12 protein-coding genes are annotated in these 14,002 nt (G+C 46.2%); 3 read left to right on the forward strand and 9 right to left on the reverse strand.

Annotation, left to right across the window (positions count from 1 at the left end; translation table 11 throughout):
- Nucleotides 1–26: 26 nt before the first annotated feature.
- The 3 genes from BK127_RS23830 to BK127_RS23840 all read right to left on the reverse strand — a co-directional run bounded on the left by BK127_RS23830 (nt 27) and on the right by BK127_RS23840 (nt 3,333).
- Nucleotides 27–1,529: an SWIM zinc finger family protein gene (locus tag BK127_RS23830; protein WP_256711421.1), complete on the reverse strand. Its 1,503-nt coding sequence runs from the start codon at nt 1,527–1,529 to the stop codon at nt 27–29.
- Nucleotides 1,530–1,630: 101 nt separating this feature from the next.
- On the reverse strand, nt 1,631–1,897 hold the full coding sequence (locus BK127_RS23835; RefSeq protein ID WP_076234018.1) for a hypothetical protein: 267 nt from the start codon (nt 1,895–1,897) through the stop codon (nt 1,631–1,633).
- A 95-nt stretch (nt 1,898–1,992) separates the two neighbouring features.
- On the reverse strand, nt 1,993–3,333 hold the full coding sequence (locus BK127_RS23840) for a hypothetical protein (protein WP_076234019.1): 1,341 nt from the start codon (nt 3,331–3,333) through the stop codon (nt 1,993–1,995).
- Nucleotides 3,334–3,416: 83 nt separating this feature from the next.
- On the opposite strand from BK127_RS23840, the gene BK127_RS23845 reads away from it, so the two are divergent.
- Both BK127_RS23845 and BK127_RS23850 read left to right on the forward strand, forming a co-directional pair.
- Complete coding sequence (locus BK127_RS23845) at nt 3,417–3,653, forward strand: DUF6953 family protein (protein WP_076234020.1); 237 nt, start codon at nt 3,417–3,419, stop codon at nt 3,651–3,653.
- Between the two features lie 122 nt (nt 3,654–3,775).
- Nucleotides 3,776–4,387 (forward strand): TVP38/TMEM64 family protein, encoded by a 612-nt coding sequence (locus tag BK127_RS23850; protein ID WP_076234021.1) that lies wholly within the window; start codon nt 3,776–3,778, stop codon nt 4,385–4,387.
- A gap of 9 nt (nt 4,388–4,396) precedes the next feature.
- Here the strand turns inward: BK127_RS23850 and BK127_RS23855 are convergent, their stop codons facing one another.
- The 4 genes from BK127_RS23855 to BK127_RS23870 form a co-directional block, all read right to left on the reverse strand.
- Nucleotides 4,397–5,830, reverse strand: a complete 1,434-nt coding sequence (locus BK127_RS23855) for a tetratricopeptide repeat-containing glycosyltransferase family 2 protein (RefSeq protein WP_076234022.1) — start codon at nt 5,828–5,830, stop codon at nt 4,397–4,399.
- Between the two features lie 45 nt (nt 5,831–5,875).
- Nucleotides 5,876–8,461 carry an Ig-like domain-containing protein gene (locus BK127_RS23860; protein WP_076234023.1) on the reverse strand — a complete coding sequence of 862 codons (2,586 nt, stop codon included), beginning with the start codon at nt 8,459–8,461 and terminating at the stop codon, nt 5,876–5,878.
- Between the two features lie 152 nt (nt 8,462–8,613).
- Nucleotides 8,614–8,823 (reverse strand): hypothetical protein, encoded by a 210-nt coding sequence (locus BK127_RS23865; protein WP_076234024.1) that lies wholly within the window; start codon nt 8,821–8,823, stop codon nt 8,614–8,616.
- Nucleotides 8,824–8,951: 128 nt separating this feature from the next.
- Nucleotides 8,952–10,025, reverse strand: coding sequence for an AI-2E family transporter (locus tag BK127_RS23870; RefSeq protein ID WP_305954320.1), 1,074 nt, complete (start codon nt 10,023–10,025; stop codon nt 8,952–8,954).
- 424 nt (nt 10,026–10,449) lie between these two features.
- On the opposite strand from BK127_RS23870, the gene BK127_RS23875 reads away from it, so the two are divergent.
- A complete protein-coding gene (locus tag BK127_RS23875; protein WP_076234026.1) occupies nt 10,450–11,178 on the forward strand; it encodes a hypothetical protein in 729 nt (242 codons plus the stop codon).
- A gap of 8 nt (nt 11,179–11,186) precedes the next feature.
- Here BK127_RS23875 and BK127_RS23880 read toward each other — a convergent pair whose 3' ends face one another.
- Nucleotides 11,187–12,113, reverse strand: a complete 927-nt coding sequence (locus BK127_RS23880) for a hypothetical protein (RefSeq protein ID WP_076234027.1) — start codon at nt 12,111–12,113, stop codon at nt 11,187–11,189.
- A 24-nt stretch (nt 12,114–12,137) separates the two neighbouring features.
- Nucleotides 12,138–13,955: an ATP-binding protein gene (locus tag BK127_RS23885; protein WP_076234028.1), complete on the reverse strand. Its 1,818-nt coding sequence runs from the start codon at nt 13,953–13,955 to the stop codon at nt 12,138–12,140.
- Nucleotides 13,956–14,002: the final 47 nt, after the last annotated feature.

A 14,002-nucleotide genomic window follows, 5' to 3' on the forward strand; every position in this document is an offset into this window, starting at 1 on the left:
TTATCCTTATGACCTAATCTGATCCATCAATACAGCAATTGAATAATTTCATCAGGTGTCACAATGCTTATCGGCTGGGCTTGCAAGCGGTTGGTTTGCCTATCGTGGCCGAAAAGGACCAGCATGGCCTGATTATGTACAACTTGTTTATTCAGCAGAGGAATTAGCGGCGTGGTGGCACGATCTGCAAAGGCGACATCTGCCAGCATGATCGATTTCCCTTGTCCATCCACGATGACATATCCGTCATCCACTCGCCTAATTTCGGTATAAGACAGCAGCAGGGCCGGATGCTTATCCGATAACGGGTTTTTAATCTGATTTTTCACCAGCTTGATCGCTTCTGGAAACGATTTGTGAGCTGCAGTCGCAATTTGGACATAGTCCCCCTCTACCACATCACGCAGCGCGGCTTCCTCGAAGCGTACTCTCGCATTAATCTCACCTGGATACATGAACAGCTCCTGAGGCATCACCACCTGATAGACAGAGTCCTCCTCCCGCATATGCTTGGCTGCCCGAAAAGGCCGATAGGAACGCGTCACATCGATCCGTCCCGAACGCAGGTTAACCCAATAGCCTTCATCGACAAATTCACTGCGAGCCTGATCCGTATAGGACAGGAATGCCAATTGAACCATCTCCGCGCCAGACCGCACACGTCCATGCTCACGCAGCTCGGCAAGCTGCCAGGCATGACCGATCCGTTCCTCCAGCGTCGTTTCGATGTCGATCGGGGTGTCCGGGTTATCAAGTCGGGCCGTTAAATAATCGCGGCTTTTTTTGACTAACGTATGTAAGATTCCCAGGTGTTCAACGATGGCGGAATACATCGATTCTTTATCCTTCAAGTCATTCGCAGAGCCTATCTCAAGCAGTAGCTCGCGAAAAGCAATCTGCAATCCCGGTATGTAATAATTGCCCAATTGCTTCGATTGATCCTCTAAAGTTTTCAATGTTTTTTTATCCAGACTCCCAAGTCCCGCCTGCGCCAGCTGATGAATCAGTTTTTCCAATAACGAGATGCCTTCGAGCTGCGCAGCTATTTTTTTAAGTAAAGCCGCTTGGTTGGTCTTTTTCTTCTTGGGAGAAGCTTCGCCTTGAGGCTCGTTCTTTTTTTCCTCCCGCTTCTCTTCGCGTTTCTCCGCCTTCTCTCGTTTTTCGACAATATCAGCGGGAATATCAGCGGTCACAAAAGAATCACCCTGTACATATGCGTACATCAGTCCAAGTATATGCTTGCAAGGAAATTGCCGGCTTGGGCAGGAGCAGCGAAACACAGGTTCATCCGGCTTCACCAGATCTACCGAGCAGCGATACGGCTCCTTGCCGCTCCCCTTACATTCGCCAAATATAAGTGATTCGTCAACTGACTTACCCAGAATCGGAAAGCTTTTCTTCTTGACCAGATCGCGGCCATTTTTCATAGCGCTGGCGTTAATCGCTAATGAATCCACATAAGCTTCGGTTATTGAGATCATCGTATTTCCTTTCATGTACAAGAATATGACGATAGTTTTTTGATACAACACTGAATGATTTCTACATTTTCCTTAAGTTTCCTTTATTTTTACCCGTTTAACAAAAAAACGAACCCCTGAAAAGGAGGTTCGTTGGGTATAAATCAGCGTTACTGCTGCGTATCGGTGTTGTTTGTGCCCTTCTTCTCCGGTGTGATTCTCGCTGGCCTTGATACCCAATTGGCGCGATTCATCGGTTTAATCTGATCAACCCGGGTTACCTCTTTGACAACGGCTTGTTCAGACATACCAGACTCTTCTTGAGGCGGGGCGATACTGCTTTTATTAGCTGCCGCGATAGCCTTGCTGCTCTTTCCTTCCGGTGGTCCGCCTCCCCCGTTGCGTTTCCCCTTATTCCATACTCTTCCCTTGCTCATCTCACCACTCCATTATTTATCGATCTTCATCATACCTGTAGTATAAGTAATATCCGCGAGCAAATCCATTCTTATCTGACATTCCTTAGACCTCTCTAGTGAATAATCGTAATAATCCCGATCCCCAGCACAGCTACAATCAGCAGATGCCAGCCATTATAACGAAGTCCGACCTGAAGCCCGGAAAGTCCCGTAAGGCGGCTAACCATCAAATTCAACGGATTCACAGGGCTTAACACTGACGAAATCGACCAAGCAAGCATCAGCAGCATAGCCAATATGGGATTTGTGGTACCCAACTGTTCAGCGTTCATTTGTGTAACTAACGCAGTGACAATCACCATCGGATGGATGCCGATAAAAGTGACGGCAACTATGGTCACGACTACACAAACAGCAAATAGCATAAACGATTGATTTGCAAGCGTAGTGAGAGCCCAACCGATACCGCTGCCAAAGTCGGTGCCCTGCATCGCTCGTCCCAAAAGGCCTGCACTTGTATACAGCACAATTTCATTATTCATGAGGGGTACGGATTGATCCCTGAAATCGATCCAATGCGGGATTAACCGGCTCCAGCCCTTTGTGATCAGCCCCCACCCGAGCGGAAAAGCAATCGCAAGCAAGCTGACGATCACCAGCATCGACCAATGCGTCAACGATTCCAATACAAATGTGGTCGTCATCAAAACAACAATAATGATTCCCAATTGCAGCAGCTTGGTGCGGTACCCTTTTACGATGTCCTCTGTGAATTCCGTGTCTTCAGATTCCATATTCAGAGGGTGTCGGCTTTGTGAAATCGCAAACAGAATATTGCCTATAAGTAGAAACAGCAGCGCCAACCCAATCCCGTAAGCCATATAACCTGTGACTGGAATTTGTAAATAATAGAGCACCAATCCGACTGCCGCATAATAAGGTGACCACAGCATCGTCGTCGAGAAGCCAACCAGATAGCTTTTGGCTAACAAGGGCGGAGGGAGCTTCAGATCCTTAAGCAGCTCGTCCACCATACGAACCGATCCCAGATTCAGAATCGGGCCTAATATAAACAAGACGCTCGTAATTCCTGAAAACAGACTGCGCGGATGATGCCTTAAGCCCTGCAGGAACAGATGAATCGCGCTAAAATATCCACCCAGCTTTAAGGGCAAGGACAACAGCGGCACCAAAATGACTAACGTTAACAGCGGAAGATTCATCGAGATGCCATCACTGATCCCTTGAAATCCGGTGCCTTTCCCCCATTCCAGAGTGACGCCTACAATGAGCATGACGATACCATACCAACGCGCTGTAGGGTTCGCCTTCGTCGCACTTCCCGCAAAAGCGATCAGTGTCATCACAATAATTACAGGCTCGAGCCAATGCAGGCGGGCAAAATATTGAATCAGAAACAACCCACACATTCCCAAAATCAAATAACTTCGCACGTACAATTTCTCCTTTGTTAAACATCTGTCAATTAGTATGATATATTAATAGTTAATCATATCACAGCTAGGGAGCGATTCGTTTGGAAATTACAGCAGAAGAAGTAGCTGAATGGATGTTGAAGGAAGTACGATTTGCCGGAATTTTATATCAAGCACAAGCCGTTACCTATATTAGTGAAAACTTTGGTGAATCCTTTATTTATGTGAATGACAATGGCAATCCGTCCATAGCCAAGGAAGTCAAAAAGATTTTCAAGAAACTACACAAGGGCCGTGTAGCCTGGGATCGGGATGGCTTTTTTTGGGGTTGGACCTAGGACTTAGTTCGTACAATCATAAAAGGCGGCCTCTCCGACAAATTCTTTTGAAGGATGGTCGCCCTTTCCCACCTGCATTGAATGCGAATTGTATGCTTCCGTGTGGATCATAAGGAGAGCTCATGAAAAAATGGTATACCGGCCTTACCTATGCGGCCATGCTGCTGATCTTCTTCCTGTACAAGGATGAAATTCTATTTTGGATGCAAAATGGAAATGCTCCGCTCTACGTTATATTTCTCATCGCAATGGGTTTTATAGTCATCCCTGTCGTTCCTTATAAAGTGATCATCGGACTGCTTGGTTTTGTGTATGGTCCATGGATAGGCGCTCTGATCAGCTGGTCTGCAGCATCAGTTGCTTCGGTGCTTATATTTTTAATGGCACGTACAATCTTTCACAATCACGCCAGAGCTTTTTTATCCAAATTCAACCGACTGGAAAAGCTGCATGAACGGATAGAACGCAACCCGTTTATGACAATCCTGTTCGCTCGGCTAATGCCGTTTATTCCTCAAGCTGTCGTCAATATTTATCCTGCCGTTCTCTCTATACGCCTGCTGCCTTTTGCTACGGCTTCTGCTATCGGGAAAATTCCAGCCATGCTGTTGTTTGCTTTTATCGGTAGCAGCTTGACATCTGATACCCGCAGCCTGCTGCTGTCAATTGGTGTGTACGTGTTATTCTTGCTGATAACGTTCCTGATTTACCGAATATGGAAACAAAAAAAGTAACCTCGGCGGTTACTTCCCATGTCCTCCTAATTGTGCAAGCCTTTTGCGAATAACATCGAGATCGGGATACTGCTCCAAGATGCGTCTAAAAATCGAGATGGCCTCCGCTTTTTTACCGGAAATGAGTGCCAGATCAGCAAGCGCAACATCGGTTCTCCACTGCGGGATCTGTGTGTCAGCGGGTGTCGATCCGCGGTATTCCTGATAATGCCCTTTCACACTACGCAGCGAGACCTCTGCGGTCTGAAGCAGACCTATCGCCTGACGCATCTGAATTTGAGCCATATAATAGATAGCATCCGGGAAATTCGGAGCGATCTGAATGGCGCGCTTGCACGCCTGATCCGCCTGCTCAAGCTCCTTGCGTGACAAGTGGATCTTCACCAGGTACATAAGAATATCCAGAGTTCGCCCAAAATTTGTAAGCCCCGCTGCCTTCTCCTCCGCCAAAGTCAATACCTCAACGGCCTTGTCCAGGTTGCCAGCTACCATGTTCTCCCTGCCGTAGTACAGCAGCCATCCCGGGTTGTCCGGCTCATCCTCAACCATCTGCTTAAGCAGCTTCAGATTGCGTTCAAGCTTCTTCTCCTGCTGAACAACGGTCGGCTCATATCCATCATGAAGAAGACGAATACGTACCGATTGACGATACGTATCCCCTTCAAAAATTCCCTGTCCATCCAGCACAATCTGCTCATGAACACGTCCTTTATAGCTCAAACCGCGCTTCGTCGGAAACATCCGATGCTGGGTAAATTCTTCTGAGACCGTTCCCTGCATCTCATTGACCTGCCAGATCATCAGCACAGGTGGAATCGCTACCTCATCAAATATTCCGGCCACCTGGCGGATAGCATGCTGATCCTCAGGAAACAGATATTCATCAGCATCCACACACAGCACCCAATCGCTTTCCACATGCTTAAGCCCCTGGTTACGCTTGTCAGCAAAGTCCTCATGCCAATCGACATTGACAAGCTTGACCTGCGGAAATTGGCGAACAATATCAACCGTTCGGTCGGTCGAGTAAGAATCGATCACGACAATCTCATCGACGGCATTCGTCTCAGTCAATGCTCTCAAACAGCGTTCCAAGGAGCGATCACTGTTGTAGGTGAGAATAGCGGCGGCGACAGTAACCTTTTTTACGGCAAGCAGCTCCTGAATGGACGCTCTCTCTGGTCCATCCGGCACACCGCTAACCGCTTCAAATACGGCACGAACCCACCCTGACTGCGGGTCAAGCAGCCATGCTCGATCAAACACCATCCGCGCTGCCTTGCCATATCCCTGATGCATCAAAGCCTCACCGAGATATACCCAAGCCTGTGCAACCAGACGATTATGCTTCAAAATTTCGACAGACAGCGTCTCTGCTTCCTTATACCGCTTCGTTTTTAAAGCTTCGATGATAGGTTCAAATTCAAGTACGTTTGTTTGCAAGGGATTCACCTGTTTCAAGTAAAAGCATTTTGGTGGCGTTCATTTTTAGAGTGGAGGCATTACCATAAATTGAAACGTAGCTGTCAAAGCTTCTCCGTAGCTGTCGTATGCCTTAACTGTTATCGTTGTGGATCCCACAGAACCACCCGATTGAAAATAATAACTCGGACCATCTGGACCCGATACCTGGGCTACATTCGAATCACTGGATACAACCGTGAAAGATGTAAAACCACTAAAATAATTGGTTGGATTGAATTCACGCATCATGTTAGTCCCGGATTGTATGTTAGGGAGCGGATTATACACCTCAACCAGAAGTTCAAGCCCTTCTGGAATAGGGATATAACCATATTCTGTAGTTACCTCACCACCATGGAAGTCGTTAACCGTAACTGCAACCGAACCTGAGCCTACACCCGTTCCCGTTACATGCAACGTTCCACTGGCAAAAGAGGTTGTGACCAGCCCGCTTGTGCTTATACCTTGGAAAGCGGTAAGGGACATACTATCGCCATCGATATCGTCAAAAATATCACTTGCCACAATGGCTACGGATTCATCTTTCATAACCGAAATCGGCCTCTTGACCATAGGAGCATTGTTTTTGACTTCTACTGTGAAGCTGGCTGTTCGATTGCCGCCAAATGGATCTGTAGCAGTCAGAGTTACGGTGTGCGTTCCTCTGGACAGACCATTAATATAAGCTTTTGCACTGGAGCTCGATATTGCAGTCGTAACACTTAACGAGCCATCCAAATCAGACATCGCCGAATAGTTTAGTAAGTTCTTGGCATCGTCAGCATCATCAAACCCGGCTATACTTACGATTGCAGGCTCCATATGCTGAATACTGTATGGGAGACTCACCAGTGAACCCGTAAATGTCGGAGGTGAATTAAACAACAAATCAAAGCCATAACTGATAATCTCGCCACGATTATCGTTCGCTGTCACCGTCACTATCGTTTTACCATGAGCTGCCGTCTGCGGAGTCACCGTTAACAGATTACCTGATATGGAAGCCGCAGCTATGGAAGCAGTACTGCTCGCGACCGAATACGTTAGATTATCATTATCCGGATCGGTAAAAGCATTCGTCAAATCAATCGTAAACGGATTGTATGCATTCGATTCAATGGATGGATCGATTATCCTATTGACCAGCTTATTCGATGCTGAATTATATTGCGGCGGATGGTTTTCAGTAGCAACACCGGTAAACAACAAATCAAAGCCATAACTGACAATCCCGCCACGATTATCGTTCGCTGTCACCGTCACTATCGTTTTACCATGAGCTGCCGCCTGCGGAGTAACCGTTAATAAATTACCCGATAAAGAAGCCGCAGCTATGGAAGCGGTACTGCTCGCGACTGAATACGTTAGATTATCATTATCCGGATCGGTAAAAGCATTCGTCAAATCAATCGTAAACGGATTGTACGCATTCGATTCAATGGATGGATCGATTGTCCTATTGACCAGCTTATTCGACGCTGAATTATATTGTGGCGGGTGGTTTACATAAGTTGCATTCGTTACTGTTACATTAAAGGAGCCTGTCGTCATTCCACCATATGCGTCCGATGCATTTGCCGTTACGGTGGCAGATCCTGTCGCAGTACCATATAGTCTAAAGGTATCGTTGGTTCTTACAAGCTGTACAGGCGTGTTGGGCGACGATGATGAAACCTGCACAGTGCCAAATTGTAAAGGATCTCCATCCGGATCGTTGAATAAAGTATGTAGATCGATGGTTGGCGAATACGTATTTGTTGTTACCGTTACATCCGAGCCTGTGAAAACGGGAGCTCGATTGCCTACCGTTACATTGTAACGATTGCTTGCTTTCCCCCCGCGTCCATCCATTACAGCTATATCCAGAACCGTGGAGCCATGCTGAAGCGCAGTAACGGTAAGCTGGTTATTGGTTACATTTCCTGTCGCATATCCGGTTGGACTCAAACTAATGGAGTTGTTGTCAATAGTAAGCGCATCCTCATCCGAGAATAAGTCAGTGGGGCTCAATGTAGTCGGACTGTTCTTATATACCGTAATTGATGTATCTTGAGCCTTCGGAGCGGTATTAGGGGAAGTGAGCTTTTGAGGAACGATGAAGTTCAGCGTTTCATGCAAAATTTCTCGGGTCATCGGGCGACTGCCGGCATAAGCCACAATTTCACCAATATCTACCTGACCGTTGCCGTCCTTATCCAAGCTCTCCGGTACAACTGCGACATCAAAGGTATCGGATACGGTTCCCCCATTAGCAGCCGTTCCCGTGACATTGACCGTTGCCGTTCCTGTACGCGTGTTGGTCAGGATCAGCGAGCTTCCGCTAATTGTAGCCGTAAAGCCCGTCAGATTGCTGGCAGATACAGAATAGCTGTTGATCCCGTCAAAATATTCGTTCAAATTAAGCGTTAGTGGAGTTCCTACTCCGGTGTGGAAGTTCGGAAGCGCTTTACTCACATAGGGAGCTTTATAACTAGCCGTGGAAACGGCCTCTACAAAAGCTTTTTCAAACGGGAGCATATACAAAGCAGGATTCAAAACGAGTGATGCCGTTAATACCTTGACCAGCCTGCTGGTCTTGGGACCCTTTCTCACTTTTTTCTTGTTTATCACATTTATTTCTCCTTTAAATGACAAATACCCCGAATATACTATATTCTCTTAATTTATCATAGCTTTGGTAAAAAATATATGTTAGTTTTCATACAATTGGTACCATGAACAGATGCTGTTAATGAACATTTATCTACCGTGCATGCTAATATTCAAGGGGTATATTCATTGATGCCGACGACTTTACACATATAAGTATTCTTTTCTACTTGCTTGACCACTTGCCAATAAATCTCTCTCTGACCTTCAGCCTGACCTTTTGCTTTGAAAATATCGCCACTTGCCAATTTCAATTTTGTTTTTAATTTATGTGTCTCCACATCACCCATATCGTAAGCTTGATAATCCATATCTTTGTTCACTTTTCTCTCCTCCTGTGCAAATAAGGGCACTCCATGAAGTCATAATCTGTTATGGAATTGTGATGATTAGATTGAACAGGGGGCGTTGTCTAACGGTACATACCGTCGCTCTACGCCCCCTGATTGCTTTATTTTATAGGTTCTTGCGCTGATTTTATTTTGCCCGCCGTCTCTTCTCGATAATTTACATCCAGTATATCCAATAGGAAGACGAACACCGGAACACCAATAATTAAACCCCATATACCAAAGAAATGCTCTGAAAATATGAGAATAACAAACGTGTAAAACATCGGAAGCTTTGTCTTGGACGACATCAATCTCGGATTAAGGAAATAACTCTCAAAAGCATGAATGACCATGATCATCACGATTAGATAGACGACCATCATGACGCCGCCAAGCTGAAGTCCAATAATGCTAAGCGGTATCAAGGAGATGATCACACCGGCAACAGGAATCAAACTTAGCACGAAAACGACAATCGATAAGGCAACCAAGTAATGAAAGCCAAGAATCCAAAGACCAATTGTAGTAAAGATCGTATTAAAAATCGCAATCAGGATTTGCGCTTCGATTACCTTACCGAAGGAAACGATGAATTTACGGCTAAAATACTCCATCTCGTTGTAGAACCACGCAATTTTACTCGTCTTAAACTTCGCTGTGAAATTTTTGATCCGGTTTTTTTCAAGCAGGAAGAACAAGCTTAGCAGCACGGATAAGAAGAAGGTTTTGCCCCAATCGCCTACTTTGAATACATAACCAAGGCCTTGTTTTGTATAGGATTGAAAGTCAAGACCGATGATCGTATTCATAATATATTCCGACAGCCAATCATTAGCCGGTGTGTTATAGCGGTGAATCAAACCGTCCGATATCGCTTTATATTGTGAGATGATTTTGGGCAGGACATTGGAAATACCTGAAACCAGCAAAACAATCAGCACGATGTAGATGGTGATCACAACAATTTTATCATTGATACGGACGTATCGATTTATTTTGGATGAAATAAAACCCTGGAGACTGTTGATGATATAAGCCAGTAAAAATGTTAGCAAAACGAGATTCAGCATGCCCCCCAGACTAATTAATAGCAACGAAATCAAGATAAGAATTGAGAATCTTTTTACGGTTACATTTGCAAAAAGTTTTTTAAGAAAATCCATTACCCGAAACACACTCCTCAAACTTTTCATGAAAATAACCGTGACTTTATTACTATAAAAAGTCTACCATGTTTACGACACTAACTCAATGTGCTTAATGGGATTTTCCGGTGTATTTTCACATAAAATATTCATAATCTTAATATCTTTGGTGCTTAAATGAATGTACCTATCGCTGACTTCAGACCTATATGGCAGCCATCGTGCACGTACGGCTAAATCGCAGAGCTTCAACATGCTCCCAAGGACCATGCTGCGATTGACGGGGGAAGCAATCTCTACGTGCAGAGGCACTAAAAAAAGCCCTGTGTCTACCTATACGTGAAAAACCGATATTCGTTGCTGTTATTTTGTGTATCTATGTATTTTTTTATCGAAAAAGGAAGGATTGAGCCGCTCTTCTCGATTCTGTTATAATGAGAGGATTATAAAAAATTAGGTGGAGGTTTGGCGGATGGGCTTGCCGGTTACACATGTGAATCTGTTTATGCTGGCAGGGGTGGCGACAGCTCCACTCTTCATGGAAGACTTTCGGCTGGCCATGATCGCAAGCTTAACGCAAGCAGGCTATTCCGTATCAGCCTCCAGACTGCTCTATCCTTATGGCGACTGGAGCCGCAGGCTGCTGCATCAGCTGCACGAGCTCCGCCACGATATGTGGACCGCACGCTCCCGTCCATTGCGATCTATTGGCGGAGGCAGAGCCGCTAAGTCGATTAAGGCTTGTGGTGAGGAAGGCTGGCCTCTGTTGATCGGTCATAGTGGTGGTGGTGTAGCAGCAGTCCAGGCTGCCAGCATTCTTGCTGAAGAGCAGGTCTATGACGCGGGCTGGCCCATTCGTGTTGTACAAATCGGCTCACCCAAATGTCCTGTACCCCCATGGCTGCAGGACTCCTGGATGTATGCAGAAGCTGTCCGTGACAACGCACGTTCTTCTGATCCTGTAACTTGGCTTGGAAGCCGGGGCATGTGGCAGCGAAATACACACGGCTTGCCGGTATGGCGTCAATCAGCTCCAGCAGCCCACACGACACAGCTCCGCTTGCCGCTGATTGGCGGTCATCCAGATTATTTTCGAGCGAGCAGCTCCTACTTGAACAAAGAAGGCAGGACCAATCTGGACATCACGGTTCAGGCCGTAACCGATTGGCTGTATACGACACTAGAGCGTGGACAGCCTTAAGCTGCAGCTCACAGCATTCGGTCCAGCCCTATTGCACTAATCATCATTCTTTCCTTACGATTGCCCAACAATTGCTGCGACCAATCGACCAAACCACCATCGCCAATTCGTACTTCCTGACCACGAATCATGGCAATAATAGTGAACTGTACACCCTTATAATATCGATTATCCGTCTTGGTGGTGTTCTCGCTAACAACGATGTCCGGCATCATCTCACGTAGGTAATCGCTTAATCTCCCAATAAGACCAGCTCCATCGGTATATCCATCACGTTGATTGAATTGAACTTCAATATTGACATCGAACACAGTTTTGAAAATTTGTTGGTACACGTTAATATGATCCAGCAGAGCTTTTTTTTCAAATGAATAGGAGCCTGCGTCCCGTCCCGAGGTCACCATGCAGAACAAGCTGAAATGTGTCAAAGCCCCAGGGAAATTAAACGGCTGTGCCCGTACATGCCGGTGTGTGGTGCTGAATTGTAACGGCTGCTCCTCGTTGCTAGCCTTACGGGCTTTGAGCAATGTGCACATATGAAGCGCAAGCAGATTAGTCGCATCCGCCACGACCTCGGTTCCTCGGAGAGCCGATATGATCTTATTTTGATCAGCCGTTGCCACTACCGAGCATGAACCCAAGGGTGCGACAGGCGAGAGCTGAATAGATGGAAATGAGGCTGCCTCCGCAATTTGCAGCAGCGTGATTTCCAATTGCTTAAGTGCAATTGGATTCACCGCGGCGGGCTGAACGAAGCTGTTCGCTGCATATTTGTTCAATAAATCGCCAGGGGATGCTGAATGCGTCTTGTTTCTGAATAGCTCCAGCAAGAACGAATTAATATCCGATAGAGAAGCCTCCTTGCTCCATATCTCTAATAAATCCTCATTGCCTGATTGCTGCAATATTCGCTGCAGTGCTTTATTGTGATTCATCACTACACCCCCGTTTTCATGCATTCACGGCTGTTCAAATTCGATGCGATTACTAATCGGCAGTCTCACGCTGAACGTTGTACCTTCCCCAAATACCGATTCAAAGGTGACAGAGCCTCCATGAGCCTCTACAATTTTTTTGACAATAGTCAAGCCCAGCCCGGAGCCGCCAATCTTACGTCGATCCGAGTTGTCCACACGATAAAACTGCTCAAATATATTCGACTTCGCATCATCAGGGATACCCAGCCCATAATCGACAAAATCGATCTGTACATCCGACCCGATGCGTAATATCCGCACATCGACACGTTCGGCTTCGGGGGAATATTTAACAGCGTTGCTGAGCAAATTCAAATATACCTGTTTCAGCTTATCCCGATCAGCCAGTACAGACAGCTTCTCATTCGCCACCTGCAAAAACAGCTGATGCTTTTGCTTGCTCTGCTGCCATTCTCCAATCATTTCTTCGCTAAAGGAACAAAGCTCCATCAACTCAAAATGGTACTCCTCCCTGCCCGCTTCCAGACGCTGAATATCCAAAAAATCATTAATCAGATGACTCAAACGCAAGGACTCATTATAAACCGTTTGCAGATACCGCTTCTGCTTCTCTTCGGTCAGATCGCGATGCAGCAAAATTTCGAGAAAGCCTTGTACCGAAGAAAGCGGCGTTCGCAGCTCATGGGAGACGACGGAAATAAATTCATTTTTAATTTCGTCGGCCTTTTCTTCCTCACTCCTGTCACGGAATAAGAACAGGAATTCGGCTTCTTCTTGATCCGTAGAGACGGGCTCGACACGCATTTCTATGTAATACCTGACCTTATCCAGCGGCATCGAGAAACGCACTCGATAGGAGGCTTCGCGTCCTGCGAGTACATCTTCCGCATGCTCACGAAGCTTCAAATTCGCTGGCTGTACGAGGCGCTGCCAGGAATGCAGCCAAACCATAATATTATCCCAGTGTGCACAGCCCAAGCCAAGCTGCTTCATTTGCTCGTTGGAATAACGGATATGACCCGAAGCATCACATAAGATCACTCCATCCGAGCTGGCTTGCAGAATACGCTCAATCATCCCGTATTGAGATTCATTTTTTTTCAGCATCGTTTCCAATTCGTCCTGTTGGGTTACGATTTCCTCGTTCTGTGCTTCCAATTGCTCATTCTGCAGCAGTGATTGCTGCAAATATTTGCGGTTCTGTCTGGCCATCACGGCAGAGCTCTTCAACAGCTCGACCAGATAGGTAACACCCGCTCCACCGACAACGCTTATTAATGAAAAAGCGGCCGCACTGCTCCATAATTTATCGGTGCCCCATAGCCCCAGAGCCAATAAGCCCAATGTGCAGATGAGACTCCATGCAGTAGCCAGGGACCATACCCGCCATAAGCGGCCCATCCTTGTCACAGCAGCCACCCCTAAAGTGGTCACAATAATGGACAATGCTGCAATCAATGAAGCCTCATTGAAGCCAAAGAGCAAATAACGCGCCAATGCAATCAAGCCACCTGCCAGCATCGCCGGAACCGGACCACTAAATGCCGCAATAATGATAATCGGTATGTTCCGCAGATCAAGTCGGATATTATTCGTAACTTCAACGGAAAAATACATCAAAAGGATACCCAGAAAAGCAGCACTGAAAGCCGCCTTTATTTGCTCACTCCTGCTTAAATCAGGCCTGAAGGGCTCCTTGACAATAATACTGACCAGAAAGAAGTAGGAGATCATGATACCTGCATTGAGAATCAAATCTTTTATGATGTAAACCCCATCCTTCGGCGCAATGATGATGAATTTATTATATAACGTTTCAACCTTGTTGAATATAGCCATACCTTAAGCTGTAGCGCTTTGCGACACTACGGCAGATAGTGGACTCT

Source organism: Paenibacillus sp. FSL H7-0331, from assembly GCF_001956045.1.